The organism is Rhodococcus sp. C26F (genome assembly GCF_053345925.1).
Genome location: NZ_JBKFBA010000038.1, coordinates 1 through 18,777, shown reverse-complemented (window position 1 = coordinate 18,777; position 18,777 = coordinate 1). Strand labels below are relative to the sequence as shown.

Genomic DNA, 18,777 nt, shown 5'->3' with positions numbered 1-18,777 from the left:
CACTGCCCGTGGAGCTTCGACCTTGTTTCGCAAACCCTGCCGCGCAGCCACCTGCCCCTAACCGCGCCTGCGACTTATTACTGCCGCAACTGCGGCCTCACCTTCCCCTACCCCGCGCGACCGCGAGCATCGCCCTTACCGGACGAGGAAAGAAATCGTCGAGCCCCAGTGAACACGACAGTGCCGCCAAAGTGGCCCAAAACTGGGCCCGGACCTCTCCTGGGGAGACCCCATAGGCTTCGGCCACAGCCACCTCAACGTCGGACGTCCACCCAGGCTGCCGGAGACCACTCCCTCCTCGATTGCCGGCCGGATGGTCTGTCTCTGGCAGAAGCCGCGTCAGCGGAACTCCTGCATTGCGAAGGCGGCGACAGTCCATGCTGCGGTTCACCGAGAAATGGCAGCCGAGCTGCAGGGCCTCCGCGGTTTGATCAATCGTTCCGAGCCACCAGTGCAGGATGACACCCGATGCACCACATTCGGCGATGATGTCGAGAACTGGCGCCGTGGCACGTTTGCTGTGTACCGACACCAATCGGGGCGTCTGTGCTGCGAGAACGAGGATCGACCGGAAGGTCTTTGTCTGGACTTGGATGTCAGTCTTTGCGGCACCGTCGAGCCCTACCTCCCCTAGATAGGGCGTGCGCTGAATCAGCTCGGTGTAGCGCTCGACATCAAACCCGGCCAGCGCAGAGGCCACGCCTGGATGGCACCCTAGACCCCACACTGTCACCCGATCCGAACGATTCAGGGTATGTTCAAAATCGTCGGCATCTCGCGTGGCTACGAATACCACAGCCCCAAGCCGTTCGAGCTCATACGGCGCGATTCCGGTTTCGATGTGCGCGTGCATATCAAGCGGGGGGAGTTCTCGTCTCATGAGAGGAAGCTCCGTAGTTCGCTGATGCCGCGCCGGCATACATCGAGAGCGTCGCTAGCCGGATAGTCAGGTGGCAACGACATGACCATGATGTCCCTTGCGCGGATCCCGCGGCCCGCGAAATCTCTCATGGGCTCGACGACCGACTTCTGGCGCACGAAGTCCGAGAACTGACCTGTGGTGTCGTCACAGAGATACTCGGTGGCATCCGGGATGTCCGCTGCGGCAAAGGATGCACGCCGGACCAGGCATCCGAAACAGACACCACAGGAACTCCCCGGTGGAGCACCGCTGTAGCGGGCATCAGTGTGCGAACAAGAGTTGGTAGCGCTGAGGTAGACCGACGCCGGGCCGCGACCGATGCCGTCTCTGAGCCGAGTGAACATCTCCCCCTTTGTTATGCGTTCGAACGGATTGCTGATTCGTCCGTAACCGCCAATACGCTCGACAAGCGCCTGAAGGTCACGCAGGAATCGCGGGTGCGTCGTGTGGGTAGAAAGGGCGCCGCGACGGTCAGCTCCGAGTGGCGGGTTTAGCGAGGCGAAGCCGTTTTCGGGAATCCACAGCGGGTCGGCGGCCCATTGTGCCACCGCGAGACCCAGTGCCAGAAAAAGCAACGATCGGGAACGCGTCGACGTCTCGTTGCGGAATGTCGTACCGTCGAGGCGCCGGGTGCCACGGTTGAGGTGGAATTGGTGGTGAACCTCGCGGACTTTGGGTGTATGGCCGACGATCGTCTCGACGAGCCCCTGTTGAATCGGTGAGAGCGCCGTCGAACTGTACTGCGAGACAAGTGCTTGCGAGGTATCGTCCGCGAGTTCGAGCGCCGAGATCAGCGCGCCTGTTGCGGAGTCCGCGCCACCGCTGAGGAGAACTGTTCGCTGGAAGTCGAACTCCTCGATTTGCGGTGGGTCGAGGTCGTCTGCCACCGCCTGCTTGAACTCGAAACTCCACCGGTCACCGGTCAAGAAACCGACCAGAGTCGCGAGGTTGCTCGCCTCCCGCGCCCAGCTGTCTGGGTCACCTACCTCGACATGTAGCTCGAAGGTGCGGGTGTTCCAGGATGCTCCGCCGCCTTCCCGCTGCACGGATCTGTCCGCGGCGAGAACGCCGAGAGCGATCCGCACGAGGTCGACGTTTCGTGGGTTGACCTTGCCGAGGCACTCCAGGTACGGGCTGAGGGTGCCGGTGAACGTGGACTTGGCCGAGCGGGACCAGAGGAAAACCTCGTCGAACACGGTGCCGGTCATCGCGTCGGCAGCGTCCTGTTCCGAAATGGTCAGTAGGCAACGGGTCATGACGTCACCCCGTAGATGATGCCGAGGTCCCGGACGCCGTTCTCGATGGCGGTCGCCATCTCCTGTTCGGTGGCCCCAGTGGGTGTCAGCGATGCCTGGCTCGCCATCTCGGCCGCCAGGTCACGGATGGCCTGCTCGGTCTGGCGTCGCCGCTCGGGGGTTGCGCCGGTCTCGTAGATGCGGGCGGCAACCTCCGTCAGAGCGACCTCAGCGATTGTGATCTCGATCGATTTGCGCACGATGTCCTCTGGGGAGGGTGCCTGCCCTTCAGGGTGTTCGAGGATCCACTCCACGACCCCGGCCACGATGTCGCGTGTCTCGGAGTCATCGAGGGTGCTGTTGGCTTGTGTCTCGAAGGCAGCCTCGACGATCTTGATTCCGACCGACAGGGGGTCACCGAGGGACCGTAGCTCGTCGTAGTTCAGCCCGGCTTGAATGAGTGTTTCGCGATCCCCGGTGGAGTACGCCACGGCGAGCCGTCCGGCGCGCCCGGCCGCACGCGAGACCCGGCCGACTGAGCGGCTGACACCTCCGGTTGAACGACCCCCACCGCCACCACCGACGGTTCCACCACCGCCGCTACCGTTGCCTGGGCCGTCAGCGCGACCGGAACCGCCGCGCGGACGAAGCAGCAAACCCAGTGCTGGTGTCAGGTCAATCTGGTGTCCATGCGCGGAATCCGGGCGTTCCTCGCCAGGACTGAGATCCTCGGAAGTGCCGTCAGCCGGTGCATTGCCGGTCGGCTCCGCGGGCTCATCGAAACCGTCGATCCAGTCCGCAATCGAGTCCCGAAGGTCGGCGGCGTCACGACCGGCGCTGCCGCCGAAGGATCCACTAGTTCCCACGGGTCCCCCAGTTGGTGCGGACAAGCCCGATGGTTCTCCTCAACTCAGGGCTCGGCTGGCTACCTTCCCATACGTCAAGGACCGGTTCGTAGGTCGTGGCGTCGAGAGTGCGAAGCTTGAGTGCCGTCACGGGTTCGACGTCGGCGACCGGGATTGCTTGAAGCGCAGTGACCACACCCGACTGGGTGCCGGGGTGAACGTATGCAATGCGGAGCATGCTGTCGACGGTGAACTTCTGAATGCGCGGCTGGTCCCGTGTACGGCGACCGAGGTGACTCACGAGCGTCCGAGCGTCGGACTCGGGCAGACCACTGAGTACCTGGTCGCTGATGCCGGCGCGCTCGACCTTCAGACTCGAGCTGAGTGCCGCGGCCAGATCTCGGAGCCGCTCTGGCAATCCGGTGTCGATGACCTCGATCTTGGCGAATGACGCTGCCAGGTAGAGATAGCCGGAGATTGTGGTGGCGTCGAGTGTCGGCGGGAGCTTGGCCCACCGGACCAGAGTGTCGCTGAACGATGCGTCCGTGGTGGGTTCTGATTCGGGTGTGGTCACCGGGCCGGGTTGCCCCGTCGTTCCCTCAGCGTTCGCCTCGCCGCCAAGGTCTGTATCAGTGACGGGTGTCTCCAGCGGTACCTGATTGGCCAGAGCATCGAGAGCCTCCAGACGATCCCTCAACTGGTTGGTTGCCAACCAGTCGAGAACTGTCTCGAAGTCATCTGCAAGCAAACGCTCCAGCACCATGAGCTTGGCGATGGCATCGGACTCGAGTGTGATGCCACGCCGACCGGCGACCGCCTGGCGAACGTTCAGGTCATTGAGAAAGCGCTTAATCCGGCGGGGGTTGCCGTGAAACTTCTCGTACAGGATCGGGGTCAACCGGGCTGCCGTGGCCAGGTGCTGCGTCAGGTCCGAACCTTGAGGCAGCTCGAGGTCATCGATGCTGTCACCGGCACGGCGGAGTTCGTCGCACTGCTCGACAAGGGCAGTGAAAGTGTCCTCCGAATCAAGCTCGCTCCGGACCAGCAATAGGAATAGGTAGGCATGCGTATCGAACCGGCTCAGCCCGGGCAGTGGGATAGTGGTCTGCACGATCTTGTGCAGGTACAGCTTGGCCGGAGCCTCATGCTCCTCACCCGCCGCAGGCGGCGTTTTGAACTTCTGCTGGATCGCCTCGGCAACCCGATCCTCATCTGCCGCGATGACGAACGACATGCCCTTAGCCGAGAGGAAGAGCCTGATTGCCTCCAAAGTGTCAACCACCGTGTCCGGCAGGCAGCGGTCCAGATCGTCGACCAACACCACAATGCGCGACACATGCGCAAGCGCCGGTTCCGACAGCAATTCCTCGAAGGCTTCACGGAAGCCGGCCATCCCCTTATCGCTGTCGAGACTCTCAGGGTCATCACTGACCAAGCTGAAAACATCGTCGAGTGTGGGAATCTGCATCGTCACCGCGGTCTTGGTGGCGAGCTTGACTGCCTTCGACCAGTTTACTTTGCGTACAAGTTTTTTGATTCCCTCGAGTGCCACCTTTCCCGCGGGGTCAGTGTCGGTGAACTCCTTACTCAGCGCGCCGAGTACCTCAGCGATGAGGCTTTCCTTGGGTCCGACCGCTGGGTCATACCGCCAGGGCTGGGTGGGGATGACCAAAACCTTGGAACCTGCATCCAGGGAGCGCTGGTCAATCTCGGCCTTGACGAGCTCAAGCACACTGGTCTTCCCGCTCCCCCACGCCCCCGACAACCCGATCGCAACCGGATCCAGGGCCTCGTCGAAAAGCGCATCAGCAACCGTGGCAGCAACAGCTCCGAACGAGAGTAGATCCTGGACAGCAGGCTCATCCGACCACAACGGAAATGTCGAAGGTACCGCTTGGCTCATCACTTGCCCCCAATCGACGAACGCGAACGGCACGGGCCCGAAACCATCACTCGGGTTCCCAGCCTCCGCGCCTTTCCGATGCGCTCGAACAGCATCTGTTCCGCACCCGAACAGGCCGACAACCCCAGGCTCGGATCCAGGGGCGAACACGAAGACACCACGAACTCCACCTTCAAATCGGAACGGACAAACCGGATAGCCTCACTTTCAAATCGACGTGGCCAAACTCTTCGTTACGGAAAACGTCCGTGTTTGCACCCGACTACGCGCGAGGCAGACGATCGACCGGCCTGCCCGTCCCTTGTCGCTGGAGAGCATCGGACACTCACAGCAGCATGCCGTCCTGAGGTGGCGTCAGACCGGGAATCAGCGGATCGTGACCGTGCGCAGCGTTGATCTGCTCGACAGCGCGGGAAGTGACCAACAACCCGGGATCGAGGTGCCGCTTCGCTCTGGTCAAGCCCACGTAGGCAAGCATCTGCTCGTCCCGCAGAGTCTCCGGGTCCATCGGCTTCTCATCCTGAGTCGCCTCAATTTCCCAGTCGTAACTGATCCGTACCCGGTCGAACTCGAGACCTTTGGTCTTGTGACAGGTCGCGGCAATCATCTCGGCCCGCCCCGGAGACACCACCGCACCCATCGCGGACCGAACATCGTCCACACCGTAGGTATCGACCAACTCGACGAGAGTCTTCAGGTCGGAGGCCCCGGGCGCATGTTCGACGTAGTCCTGCAACTCGCCCCAGGTTGTGAAGGCCGCCAAGTCCGCATCACGCGGCGACTGCCCGGCCTTGAGCAGTTCTGCGGACTCGCAGAATCGGGTGGCTGCGAGCGTGTCCCCGATCAACGCTGTCTTCTTCCCTGCGTGCTGCGCTGCCATCAGCTCCCGCAGGGCCGCACCGTTTGTTCGACAGAGCACGGCGTCGACAGGATCTGCATCGGTGATCAGTCGGGAGTCGATCCGGTCGTTGCCGACCACACGCAAGGTGGTGCCGAGTTTGCGCAGGTAAATGTTCGCAACGTCCGCAACGGCAGCACCGAAGCGCCACGATTGTGTCAACGACAGATAAGTGGCACCGGCGATGTTCGACATCGCGTCGATCGCGCCGGTGAACCCGTAGATGGCCTGGTTCTGATCTCCGACACGGACTCGCTGTAGGTGCGTTTGATCGCGCACAATGCTGTCGATCAAAGGGTTCGCATCCTGAGCCTCATCGAGCATCAAGTAGTCACCTTCACGCCCGATGGTCGGGTGCATGTCGGCCCAGAGCTTGAGCATGTGAGTCGGGGTGAACTTGATGGTCCAGGTGTGTGGGCTACAGATCGAGGCCCAGGCCCGACGCGCGAGGGGAACAATGTGCTCGACCAGTTCAGCGCGGTGGTTGGTCCCGTCCTCAATGCCGGCCTGTGCTGGTACATGCTCCGGCCCGATTTGTTCGTCCATTGTCGTGCAGAATCGCTCGACAGTGGCCAAAGCCAAACGCGTGACCGGGTACTGGGCAAGGAGAGCTGGCCCGTCACCACGTGACGCGAAGTAGATCGAACGTGAATCAATGGCTGTGGCGATCTCCCTGAAGGTCGCCCGGCCACCGTTGAGTTTGGCCAGTAGCGGTCCGTATGCGGTGGAGCGTAGGTGACGGAGTGCCAGGGCGTGTGCTGTCGATGCTTGGACCTGGTCGGGGAACTGCGACTTCGCTTCGTTCGCCACCGACCTGTTGAATGCCAGATACAGACCATGACGCCGGGGATGGCGTTGCGCTTCAAGACGCGCGATCCCCTTCAACGTCGACGTTTTTCCGGTGCCCGCCAAGGCACAGATCACCAGTTCGGCACCAGAGTTGAATGCGTCCAGGATGCGCGTCTGCTCGGTTGTCGGATCAAAGCCACCCATCGCGGTACGTACGGCGTTCTGGTCGATGACCTGGGGTTCATCACGGCCGGTCAGGTCGATGGCCGCTGTCGGTACGCTACATGTCGGTGAGATGGTCGGAGCGTTCAGCGGCACCAGATCACTGACACCGGCGCGTTCGATCATGGCGGCCATCAGGAGACCACAAGCGCGAGCGTCCTCGTGTGCACGGTGACTGTTGACGGCCGGTAGATCCAGCAGCTTGAGCAGTGTTTCAAGCTTGTAGTTGGGTGCGATCAGATGAGCCCGCGCCGCAGCCAGTGTGCAGATTCCCTGCCATGACGGTGCTTGTGTGCTGAGCCGCTCGTACTCGGCACCGAGGAAACGACTTTCGAACGAAAGGTTGTGTGCGACTACCCCGCAGGAACCGACGAATTTCGCCAAGGCTGCCAGCACCTGCTCTGTGGGCGGGGCCGACCACACCATGTTCGGGGAGATACCGTGTACTCGTTGGGTATACGGGTTGAGCGGTACGTCGTAACCCGGGTTCATCAGGGACGTGAAAGAGTCCAGGACCTCGCCGCGGTGATTCATTTTCACCGCGGCGACTTCGATAACTCGGTCCGTCGCCGAGTTCACGCCGGTGGTTTCGACATCGATGGCGACGAACGGAGACAGGGTCAAAACACCTGGGACGTTTCCCTCCGGTTTCCGTACGGTGCGGGCAGTAATGATGCGGTTGGCCATGATGTCCCTAACGTGTGTGATCTCCGATAGTGGGCACTGTACGAACGTGTTCTGACGTGTGCGGCAGGGATACTCACGCAACGTGCCGACGCTTCTGCATGGCGCGCGGGACCTCATATCCCCGGAACGGGGCTGTCTACGGTAGCCGCGTCATTGATGCCAAGGAGTTGGGAGATGCCGTGTGCCGAGTCGGTCGTCGGTGCTTTCCGCATTCGGCACAGCGGCTCGACCGGGCCGAGGCAGAGGCTCAGCGCCTCCAAATGGTGTACGACAGTCGCTTGTCCTACGCGGAGAAACAACCGGTATCACCGGCGTGGATCAACCAGGCAGCAGAAGAGCTGGCCACTGCTCGCCGGCAGCTGCAGAAACGCCAGATCGAGTTCGCATCGACTGCCCGCGGAGCTCACAACCTGCTGCTCGAGGTGCACGCTCTCGAGGAATGCGGACAGCACGATCGGGCGGGCGATCTACGCCGACTGGTCATCCGAGGGATGGCGAAGCGCAGGGCAGCCGACATCTCCGAAAATCCTGAGCGAGCACACAACTGGACGCCTCCCCAAATCCGGGGCGGAGGGGAACGCTGCCCTGCGTGCGGGCAGTTCATCGGGGCGGCGCATCGGTGCCCTCCCGCAATTCTCGAAGCCAGGCGCAACTCCCTACAAACAACAGGGGACGTGCCACATGCCCAGGCAGGAGCGACGGACGCGGGCCTTGCCGCTGCATCGGAACTGTCCGATCGGATGTACCAACACATCCCGATCACCACCGCCGAAGACGCCGACGCCATCATCGAAACGTGCTTCGACGACCGCTACGGTCCACCGCTCGAAGGCCTACCGGACATCCCGTACGGACCTGACGGCAAGGTCGATACCGACAGTCCCGAGTTCGCTGCCTATCGCGACGCCGCGCTGCTTCGCGCACACGAAGCCTGCTTCGAGGACGAGTACATCGACGGTGAGCCCGTGCCGGTGGTGCTATCGCAGGGGGCGATGGAGCCATTCGCAGTGCCGGCCAAACGGGAAGCCGCCAACCGGCTCGGCGATGAACTCGTCGGCGTGGACGATCGGGATCTGTTCGATCACGACGAATGTGCCGCTCTGGCCGATCCTGACAAGGTTCAGTGGGGATCCAGCGGCTACGGTTTGTGCTGGCGGACAGGCGACGACCAGCCGTGGCGCCAGATCGGGTCCGGTGAGCGTGTGTACGGGCCGCCCAATACTTCGGTGGATCCTTCACAGGTTCCGGTACTTGCTCGCCGCACGATCGCCTCTCAGACGATGGCTGCGTGGGCCGCGCACACTGAACAGAACGTCTCGCCGGTGGCCTTGCAAACCCAAGCGGCAGTCCGGGACCTGTTTCTCTCGTCCGATACCGACGCTTCGACGCGCCCGGACTCGCTGGATGCGCGCCGCGCTCGGGCGGTGGTGCGTGCCCAATACGACCTCACACAGCGATATTTGGCCGAGCAGTCGATCTCCGAGGTGACGGTCTCTCGGGGTATGTGGTTCTCCACGGACGGATCGCTTCCTGCGTGGGTTCCTCCCGAGAAAGGCGCACGTCACAACGCTGATGTGACGTTGAATCCTGCTGCGTCGTTTACGGTGCGCAGCGAAGTCGCATCGTACTTCGCGCGTCGCGAGTGGGATGAGGACGAGTACGTGTCGGTGCGACTGCACGGCACAGTACCGGCGGCGCGGGTGCTGTCACTTCCGAGGACCGGGATGGGATGCTTGGCTGAAGAGGAGCTTGTGGTGATCGGTGGCGGCGGACAGTGGGAGGTCGAACGTGTCTGAGAAGAGCCGTCGTCCGCTGCCGGCACACCGGGACCTGCGGGCGTGGGACGTACGTTCAGCCGATGGGCGGTTGGTTACCGACGTGGCCGGGTTGGGGTTGGTGCTCGGTATGTCACCGTCGGCGGCCGCAGCATGGGTGCGCGCCCAGGAAGGTCAGCGGGCGATGCCTGATGAGTTGGTCGTGGAGGCTAACGCGTTCGAGTGAGTGACCGGCTATGGCGCTGCGGTCAATTCTGCTGAGGGTGTTGCGCCCGATAGTCGGAGAACAGTCGACGGTGGATCGTGTCGGTGGTGTTCGGTTCCTTCGTGTCGGGCGAGGGCGAGTGACTTCCCAGCGAGGTTTCCCGATTGCGGTCCGCCCGCCGTGCGCTTGTACTGCGGTGATTCATGCGAAGTGCCTTTCCGAAGATCTCTGCGGCCAGCAAACCGCACTTTACCCGCCAGTAAGATGCGCCCTACGCAGGAGGCGGCAGGGCAGCTGCGTGTCGCAACCATCCTGCCGCCTCATACAGGAAATGCCCGATCAAGACGCTGCGGCCAACAACTCCTGCGCGCCGATCTTCACCTTTTCCAGCAGCGCCGACGGCGCCTTCCATTCCTTGCTGCCGTCACCGTTAGCCACAGCGAGCTTGAACGAAGAACCCGACATGCCCACGACGACGAAAACGTGGCCGTTGAATCGGGGGTCTCGCACCGTCACCAGAGAACCGATGGTGACCAGATCCGAGGGGTCGACGGTTTCCACCGCTGCGATCTGCTCCGGTGTTGCCGGAACAACCCCGTACGGAGCCACCCGCACACCTCTACCCACACCAGAAAGCGGATCCGTAGTGATGGTTTTCTGGTTGATCTTGCGCACGATGTACACGACGGGCTTGTCTCCCGGCTTGCGGAAGTCCTCGTGGAGAACAACCTTGTCGCCGACCTTGGGGCTGTACCGCTCGCTCATGAAATGCACTCCTGGCTCGTCGTTTCGGGAACACCACGAACGTATGGAGCTGTCAGCAACTGTGCGGCACCAAGCATCCCAAGCGACGGTGTCGACGCTGCAGAGTGCGCGTCATCAGGTCCTGCGCTGCGGACAGCGCGCGGTGATCGCGACAACCAGGAAGGGTTCCGAGCTCCTGGCCGAGATCGACAGGCCACTTGAGGCAGCAAAAGGGACGCTCAATTATCCGCGGGATGATGTCCGTGTCAGAAGCAACCGGTGCGTTCTCCGCATGGACCAGGGTCGACATACGACTTGGGTGCCTCACTGCGTTAGTGAGGCACCCAAGTTGATTCAGCGAGCTAGTTCTCGGCGAAGTGCACGGCGTTCGCGGCGAGACACACGCGCCTTGATCGCCTTTCGCTCGCCCGCTTTCCAATGATGGGCGTGGCGACGGCGGGAGAATGCATCGACCTCGTCGCCGCCAACAGTCTTGCGCTTCATGTTGCCCCCTCGGTATCCGGCGTGTTCGACACCCACTCTCGCTACCGCGTCCGAAGAGTGCGGCATCACCGCGGTTTGATCGACGATCGACGGAGGGGAAACCTCAGACCGTGACGGTCAGCGGGATACGTCCCAGCGCATCCGGCTCGCCCGCTGTCAGCTCGGGGAACTGCTTCGTGTATAGCTCGGCGACCTGCGTGTTTTGGGCTTTCATTTCGACGCGATGCGGAAGTGCGCCCACCCAGCGCGCGACCTCGGCACGCAGGACTGCCGCCGAGGTGTCCCGCGGGAGCCGGCCGTGGTTGCTGAACGTCACCACGTCCTCGTTGAACTGCACATCGAGCACCGCACCTCGTGTGGAGGACAGGAGGACGATGCGTCGCCGGTCCAGCAAGCGCCAGACGGTGTGGCAGAGAACTTCGCCAACGATCGCGACGATGACGAACAGCATGAAAGCTGCCCAACCCCCAACGGCCAATCCCCAACTGGTGCCGAACACCAGTGTCGTGGCGACGATATATGCGGTATAGGCCGTGGGCACCGCAATCAACGCGGCCAGCATCGCACGTTGCTTCCGCACCGCCCTCCACCGCGCCGCCCACGATATGACCATCACCTGCCGAAAGTCGGACCAGTCCGCCACTGTTGGTCCGAGGGGCCGCGTCGCCGGGATCGTCATCACCGCAGAATAGCGGGCTGACAGCCGCTTGCTCGGGTGTGCGCGGTCAGTACTGATGGGTTGATCAGGACAGGATGCACATGACCTAAGCGGCTGCTGTCGCCTGCACAAAGCCACTCGGGCCTGATCATCTCGATAGTGAAGCGACGCCGGCGGCAATTGCAGACCCGGTCGGGCACGCCCTTCCCTGCGTGCGAATCGCCAGCTGCTCGATGTGGGTTCGGCCCGGGACGACGGCGACCCGTCGCATCTGGCAGCTCGATCGAGGCTCCTCCCTTGGCACATCATCTGCAGCCTTGCTGTGTTAGCTGTGGTGTACATACACCACAGCTAACACTTATAGGTCTTTACCTGCGTGTTTGATTTGGTGCCGCGCTCCTTCTGGGTCACAGTCATCGTTTTTGTCATCACGCACACTTGTTCGATTCTGGGCCACACCGGCATATGCGGTGGCCAGAAAGCGGGTTCGCCATGTCATCTACACGTCAAGCCGTCGCGTCGGCGCTCAAGGCACTCGAGTTGCTGCGGAGAATCGGCGACAGCCCCTCCATCAGCGCGGAGGAACGAGCAGTTCTGGAGGCCTGGCCAGGTTGGGGTGTCCTGGCGCCAGCTTTCGCCCCACAGCCGTCCGGGATGTGGCTGGAGATCGCTGATCAGCTGGATCTACTTCTCGACGAAGCGGCTTGGAGCTGCGCCGCTGAGGTGGTCGATACCGCGTTCTACACGCCGCGGTCTGTCTCAGAACATCTCTGGGGAGTGCTCATGTCCGCTGGATTCGAGGGAGGCCGAGTCCTCGATCTCGGATGTGGGCACGGAGCACTCATGAACGCTGCTCCGACTCATCTGCCCATCCAATTCTGCGGCGTCGAGGTAGATCCGACATCTTCTCGAATCGCAGCCCTGCTGCACCCATCTGCGCAGATCCACACCGGCCGGTTGCAGTCGCAGTCACTGCGAGACAATCATTTTGATGCGGTGGTGGCGAACGTTCCGTTCTCCTCGGTGCGCGTGTACGACACTGCCTACGAGCTACACGCGCCGCTGCATACGTACTTCGTGCGGCGAGCAGTACGCGCCGTGCGTCCTGGCGGATACGTCGTGGTCGTGGTGTCGCGATTCCTGATGGATTCCGGTCATGAGCTCGGTGAGATTGCTCGGGAAGCTGATCTGGTAGGCGCCGTGAGGCTTCCGACCGGAACCTTCAATGGCACCGACGTCGTTGCGGATGTTCTAGTGCTGCAGGTACGCCGAGCAGGGCAGCCCCGCTCCGGGTGGAACGATTCGGTGAACTTTACGAGGAACTACGCCTCGACCTACGTCGGAAATCGCATCAGCGACTGTCGCGATGTGGTGGATGCGCCGGTCTCTGAGGAGATCTCTGCAAGTCCCGTGCGAGTGAACAAGTACTGGGCGGCACACCCGGAGTACGTCGCCGGCGCGATGCGTGTGACGGGAAACCGGTTCAACGGTCTGGCAGTTGTGGCCGAGCATCCCACGGAAGCGACATCCAAGGCCTTCGCCGCGATGTGCGCAGCGCTGCCACCTATCCCCGCTCGTCCAGTCCCCTGGCGCGACTGCGACGACATCCAGCTTGTCGACGCGCAAGGCCGCAAGGAACGATCGTTCCATGTCGTCGACGGTGAGGTCGTCACCGTTACTAACGGGGTACTGACCCCTGTAGCCCGACCGTCGAAAGAAATGCGCGCCCTCATCGTCCTGCGCGACGCAGCTGTAGCGCTGATGGAGCTCGAAGCAGATCCAGACCTGCCCGATGAACAGATCGCCACGACGCGAACGCATGCGCTTGAGCTGTACACCCAGTACGTCAATCAGTGGGGACCACTCAACCGCGCGACGGTGGTAGAGGGGAAACCGGACCCGGAAACCGGAGTTCCGGCGTTGTCGGTGCGTCGCCCGCCCATGGGTGGGTTCCGCCGCGATCCCGACTACCCTCTCGTCCTTGCGCTGGAGAAGTACGACCCCGACAGCGATACGGCCCAGCCCGCCGCGGTGCTGCTGGGACGAGTGAACCGTCGACCTGCTCGCGTCGAACGAGTCGACACCCCGGCCGAGGCATTGGCGGTCACCCTCGGAGAAACCGGTCATCTCGACCTCGCTCGCGTCGCAGCGTTGCTCGGACTCGACGACGAGGAAGCGACGGTCAACGCTTTGGGCGACCTGGTCTACCGCGATCCACAAAATGGCCGCCGGTGGGTAACCGCGCGCTCCTATCTATCGGGCAACATCCGAGCCAAGTTGGCCGCCGCACGGAGAGTTGCTGAGCGTGATCCAAGCCTTCTCCGCAACGTGACGGCGCTCGAGGCCGTCATGCCTACGCAGCTCGACGAGAACGACGTGCGCGTCAATCTCGGTGCTCCGTGGCTGACCCCGGAGGACATCGGTGCGTTCATGCGCGAAGAGCTGGGGGTTCGCTACGTCGGGACGATTTTGCACACCCCGCCGCTGGCGTACTGGGAGCTACCGAGGAATCTGCAGTGCTCCGCGGAAGCGAACATCAAGTACGGCACCGAACGGCTCTCCCCTATCGACCTGCTCCAGTGCGGATTGAATGGGAAGCGGCCGGTTGTCTACGACCACATCTACGACGACGGAGTGGACCGGAGAATCCGCAATCCGAAAGAAACCGCGGCAGCTGCCGATCGGCTACAAGCGTTGCACGAGCGCTTCAGTGTGTGGGTATTCGAGGACGATGAGCGTCGAATCCGGATTCTGGCTGACTACAACATCCGATTCAGCTCGCATGTCACCCGCCGACCTGACGGCTCCCACCTGGCCGTACCTGGTCTGTCTACCGACATCTCCTTGTGGCCGCACCAGCTCGACGCGCTGGATATGGCACTGACCCGACCCCGGGTGTTGGTTGGGCATGCAGTCGGCGCCGGCAAGACCCTGGAAATGGTGAGCCTGGCCGTGATGCTGCGCCGGTTCGGTTTGGCCAACCGTCCCTGCATCACGGTGCCGAAGCATCTCCTCGAGCAGATCGCACGCGAGGCCCAGCAGGCTTTCCCTTCCAGCCGTTTTCTCGTTGCGACCGAGGACGACCTCGCCCGGGAAGCACGCCGATTGTTCGCTGCCCGCTGCGCCACCGGGGATTGGGAGGCAGTGATCATGACTCACGAGGCGTTTACGTCCCTGGGAGTTGACCCTGAATCGGAGGCCGCATGGATTGAGGCGCAGAAGTTCGCGCTGCGCAGGCATCTTCACGACGGGCCTGACCGCGGGCATGGCGCCAAACAGATCGCTCGGGCAATCCGCTCATTCGAAGAGACATTGAGCCGATTGCGGTCGCAGGTCGCCGACTCCGACCAGATCACTCTCGAACAACTCGGCATCGATTACCTTGCAGTCGACGAGGCCGACAAGTTCTTGCGACTGCCGGTCGCGACCCGCGCCGATGGCTTCTCGCTCGGTTCCTCCAAACGCGCCACCGACATGCTGATGAAAGTCGAAACGCTGGCCGAGAGGCATCCGGGTAAACCCGTCGTGGCGATGTTCACCGGCACACCGTTCCGCAACACGTTGGCAGAAACCTACTGCTGGGCCCGGCTGATGGTCCCTGACCGGCTGGAGGAGATCGGTCTATCGCACTTCGACGCTTTCGCCGCCACGTTCATCCGATGGGAAACTCGGATCGAGGTTGCACCCGACGGCTCTGGGTTCCGATCCCACACCCGTCCATCAACCATCCAGAACCTTCCGGAACTCCGGCGCCTGATCGACGAGTTTGCTGATCTTCTTCCCGCACAAGCGCTCGACTTGCAGCGTCCGGATCGACGAGACCACACCATCGTGGTCGAGCCGTCCGATGAGGTACTGGAGTATGTGACTGGACTCGTGGCCCGCGCGGATGCTCTGCAGGGGAGCAATGCCCGGGTCGCCGGGACGGACAATATGCTGGTGATCTGCGGTGACGGCCGCAAAATCGCCTTGGATCCGGCACTAGTCGACCTCGACACCGTGTCTCCGAAGCTGATGCGGGCCGCTGACACCATCGCCGAGGTCTATCGGTCCCATCGTGATCGCGACTATGGCAGCAACTCATCTGGCGCGCTGCAGTTGGTGTTATGCGACCTTGGCACCCCGAAGCCGCATGACGCCTCCACCTATGGGCGGTTGCGGAACCTCCTTACCGCTCGTGGCGTGCCGGCCGAACGGATCCGGTTCGTGCACGAAGCAACTACCCCCAAGGCACGCGAAGCCCTACATGCGGAGTGCCGTGATGGCTCGGTCTCTGTGTTGATCGGGTCCACTCCGAAGGTGGGGATCGGAACGAACATCCAAACCCGGCTGGCGGCAGTGCACTTGGTGGCCCCACCATGGCGACCGTCAGATGTTGAGCAGGGACTGGGCCGGGCGTTCCGGCCGGGCAACCTCAACACTGTCGTCGACGTCTACACCTATGTCACTGAACGCACCTTCGATGCGTATTCCTGGGAGGTACTGCACCGAAAGGCACGCGCCTTCGCACACCTGTACTGCCCGGACCCGGAAGTACGCGAGATCGACGACATCGGCGATGCCACCCTGACCTACGCGGAAGTCAAGGCCGCCGCGTCCGGTAACGCGTTGCTCCTCGAGGAGGCCGAGATCAAGGCGAAGGTGCGGACATTGAAGTTGCGCAAGGCCAACCACCTACGCAACCTCCGGACTGCAGTGCAACGGGCCGAGCAGTATGTCGCGACGCGCACACACCTGCAGAGGGTTCTCGAGGCGTTCTGTGCGCTGCGCGACGCGCTCGTATCGTCCGCTATTCCCGCGGGGCCGTATCTGGCCGAGTCCGTCGCTTCCTTGCTGGAACGTCCTCACCGGCGGGCTGCGCTCGGACCGGTGACGTTAAGCGCCGAAGTTATGAACGACGTGGTCACCGGGTTCGCGGTCGACGTGGACTACGTCCAGGTCGCCAGTGTCCCGATCAGTGGCAAGCAACGACGGCGGGGGCTTACCGGAGTGCTTCCGGTCGTGGCCTCGATGCTGCGTGACCTCGACGAAGCAGGGCTCGAGGCGCGGATTGTGGGGATCAAGGAACGGGTCTCCGAGCTACTGAACGACGAGCAGGCCACGCGAGAGGCTGCCCGTGGTGAGTTCCCTGATGAGCAGGCCCTTGTCACCGCCGAAGCGCGTTTGGCTGTCATTGAGGCGGAGATCAGCGACACCGTTGCTGAGAGCGACACGGCCACCCCGATCCCCCAAGCGGCCTGACGCATGCGGGTGGTGGGCCACATCCCCCACCACCCGCATGGGTCGTGCCTCTTCCCGCGGATGTGGCGCACCGGCGGACAGGCCGGCGATGTCACAGGGTTAGAGTCAGCGTGGACAGCTCGGGGCGACCGCACAACAACGGGGGCGCACCGGCAGGTATCTGCCGGTGCGCCCCACGTCCGTGCTTCACCTTGTGTAGATGACACTTCCCGCGTCATCGAACCGAGCTTCGCCGCGCTCTAGAGTCCACCGGACGAATGAAGGACCGTCGTAGCCGATCTCGGTGCGCTCGACCTGACCTTCCACGCCGAGGTCGGCCAGCGCGCGCATTGCCGCCTCGATAGTCGGGGCAGCCTCGGCGGAGCCGGTGCCATCGAACACGATGTGCAGTTCGGCGCCGTCGCGTTCACGTGCGTGCCAGACGGAACCCCACGGTGTGTCTGCGCGGAACAGTCCTACCAGGACCGTTGCGAGGCGCGAATCCAAGCCTCCGGTACCGCTGGAACCGGACATCGTGACGCCAGCTTCGGCGAGGCTCACAAGTGCCACTCCGATGGTGCGATCCAGTCCGCACTCATCGTCGGAGATATCCGGAACGATGAACGATCCCCGAACCCAGCTCATTCCAGCGCTTTCCGTCATATCGACCCTCCTAGTTGATGACCTCCGATGACCACATCGTCGCCACTGCGCACGTACTGCGCGGCACGCGGAGATCCCGGAACTGCTGGTGACATCTGGATTCGGGCGGACAGGAGCATCGGACGAGCGGCTGGCTGCAACACAGCGCGGCCAGCCGGCAAGGTCGAGCGCTACATTGCCGCTGATGTAGTGACAGAGAAGATGGTGTGGCGCACTCGGCATCGCCAACCGTCACGGACCATTTGCATCGGCATCGAGCAGCACGCGGGAACCTCCCCGGGCGCGACGGGGCTCGGCTTATGAATCGGGGCGTGCCAATGTTCCCAGGGCAACAATCCCGAACCCAGCGCCCACCGTGCAGCAAAGTTCGAGTACTCACCCATCCAGCCGTGTCGTTGCAGATACGTCAGGTATTCGCCGGGGGTGGCAACCTCAGGAATGGGGCTGGTTCCACCAGCGCGACATCCGTTTTCATCGACCCAGCTGTAGTCGACGCCCGCCGCGTTCCATTGGCGGACTAGTCGCGTCTCGCAGACGCTGCACTGAGTGTCGGTTGAGGCGTGCACGAGGGGTAACGGCCGGTCCGGCCGGCATTCGGGGACGGTCATTGGTGGGACTCCTCGGTCGCTGGGATGAGGAGCCCACCTTCTCGGCCTGGTAGAAACTGCGAGGCACAGCGGCGTGCAGTCCGTGCGCATGGGCGCTGATGGGGGGTAAAGGGGCTCTTCGCGGTTAGCAGTGGCATTGATGCCGGCTGGGTGTGCTCCGCCGGGAGCGGCGGGTGCACGCCCACCGTACCCGGCGGCGTTGATTGTCGGGATTGCGGAATCCGAACGCGATCCGGCCGACGTGTTTGACGATCCGGTTGTAACCTTCGCTGCGTGCGTTGGTCAGGCCGGTCTCGATCGCCCGGATGATGGGGTCCTGCCAGGTTTCCACGGTGCGCGCGAGCGCGGTGACCTCCGGGATCGGGCAGGCGGCACAGAACTTGTAGAACCGATACAACGCGGCCCGGGTCTCGTACCGCAGCCCACCACGGGCGGTGCAGGCCAGCAGATCGCGCAGGAGCTCCTTCGCGATCCAGGCGGCGGCGATCTCCTCGCTGGGGTCGGCGGTCAGCAGCTTGGTGAACAGTTCGGTGCGCTGCTCGATGGTGAGGGTCTCGGCGCCGCGCAGCAACCGACGACGGTTGATCCACTCGACATCGCTCTTGCGGCCGCGCCGACCCCGCTGTGTCTGGGTGACCCGCCGGCGCACCGCATCGACGATCTCGTTGGCCTTCTTGACCAGGTGAAACCGGTCGACGACCAGCTCGGCATGCGGCAATGCCTCCCGTACCGCCTTGGCGTACACGCCGGACAGGTCGATGGTGACGTGGGTGATCTGCGCCTTCCATGCCTCGTCCCTGGCATCGAGCCAGTCGATCACCGCCGTCGAGGTGCGGCCGTTGACCTGGGCGAGCAGGCCCTGGTGGCCAGCGATGTCGACGAGGCCGGTGTCCCAGCGG

General features: G+C 63.0%; 11 protein-coding genes. 2 read left to right on the top strand and 9 right to left on the bottom strand.

What is annotated here, in order from left to right:
* Positions 1–97 precede the first annotated feature (97 nt).
* The 5 genes from ACLBYD_RS25370 to ACLBYD_RS25350 form a co-directional block, all read right to left on the bottom strand.
* A complete protein-coding gene (locus ACLBYD_RS25370) occupies positions 98–880 on the bottom strand; it encodes a TatD family hydrolase (protein WP_175428178.1) in 783 nt (260 codons plus the stop codon).
* On the bottom strand, positions 877–2,130 hold the full coding sequence (locus ACLBYD_RS25365) for a hypothetical protein (protein WP_237211449.1): 1,254 nt from the start codon (positions 2,128–2,130) through the stop codon (positions 877–879). Before ACLBYD_RS25365 ends, ACLBYD_RS25370 begins: the two co-directional genes overlap by 4 nt.
* Positions 2,131–2,174: 44 nt before the next feature.
* Positions 2,175–2,648 carry a hypothetical protein gene (locus ACLBYD_RS25360; RefSeq protein WP_254704862.1) on the bottom strand — a complete coding sequence of 158 codons (474 nt, stop codon included), beginning with the start codon at positions 2,646–2,648 and terminating at the stop codon, positions 2,175–2,177.
* A gap of 364 nt (positions 2,649–3,012) precedes the next feature.
* Complete coding sequence (locus tag ACLBYD_RS25355) at positions 3,013–4,938, bottom strand: KAP family P-loop NTPase fold protein (protein ID WP_237211450.1); 1,926 nt, start codon at positions 4,936–4,938, stop codon at positions 3,013–3,015.
* A 292-nt stretch (positions 4,939–5,230) separates the two neighbouring features.
* Complete coding sequence (locus ACLBYD_RS25350) at positions 5,231–7,501, bottom strand: exonuclease domain-containing protein (protein WP_175428177.1); 2,271 nt, start codon at positions 7,499–7,501, stop codon at positions 5,231–5,233.
* A 278-nt stretch (positions 7,502–7,779) separates the two neighbouring features.
* Here ACLBYD_RS25350 and ACLBYD_RS25345 point away from each other — a divergent pair, with 278 nt between their 5' ends.
* Positions 7,780–9,297: a hypothetical protein gene (locus ACLBYD_RS25345; protein WP_254584630.1), complete on the top strand. Its 1,518-nt coding sequence runs from the start codon at positions 7,780–7,782 to the stop codon at positions 9,295–9,297.
* A gap of 523 nt (positions 9,298–9,820) precedes the next feature.
* Here the strand turns inward: ACLBYD_RS25345 and ACLBYD_RS25340 are convergent.
* Positions 9,821–10,246 (bottom strand): hypothetical protein, encoded by a 426-nt coding sequence (locus ACLBYD_RS25340; protein ID WP_237211452.1) that lies wholly within the window; start codon positions 10,244–10,246, stop codon positions 9,821–9,823.
* A 586-nt stretch (positions 10,247–10,832) separates the two neighbouring features.
* Positions 10,833–11,408: a hypothetical protein gene (locus ACLBYD_RS25335; RefSeq protein WP_237211453.1), complete on the bottom strand. Its 576-nt coding sequence runs from the start codon at positions 11,406–11,408 to the stop codon at positions 10,833–10,835.
* Between the two features lie 444 nt (positions 11,409–11,852).
* Between ACLBYD_RS25335 and ACLBYD_RS25330 the strand changes: the two genes are divergently transcribed.
* Positions 11,853–16,628 carry an N-6 DNA methylase gene (locus ACLBYD_RS25330; RefSeq protein ID WP_447818592.1) on the top strand — a complete coding sequence of 1,592 codons (4,776 nt, stop codon included), beginning with the start codon at positions 11,853–11,855 and terminating at the stop codon, positions 16,626–16,628.
* Between the two features lie 186 nt (positions 16,629–16,814).
* On the opposite strand, the gene ACLBYD_RS25325 is transcribed toward ACLBYD_RS25330, so the two are convergent.
* Both ACLBYD_RS25325 and ACLBYD_RS25320 read right to left on the bottom strand, forming a co-directional pair.
* Positions 16,815–17,168 (bottom strand): hypothetical protein, encoded by a 354-nt coding sequence (locus ACLBYD_RS25325; RefSeq protein ID WP_254584758.1) that lies wholly within the window; start codon positions 17,166–17,168, stop codon positions 16,815–16,817.
* 834 nt (positions 17,169–18,002) lie between these two features.
* Positions 18,003–18,777 (bottom strand): ISL3 family transposase (locus tag ACLBYD_RS25320; protein ID WP_447817834.1); only part of this gene is annotated, 775 nt, incomplete at its 5' end.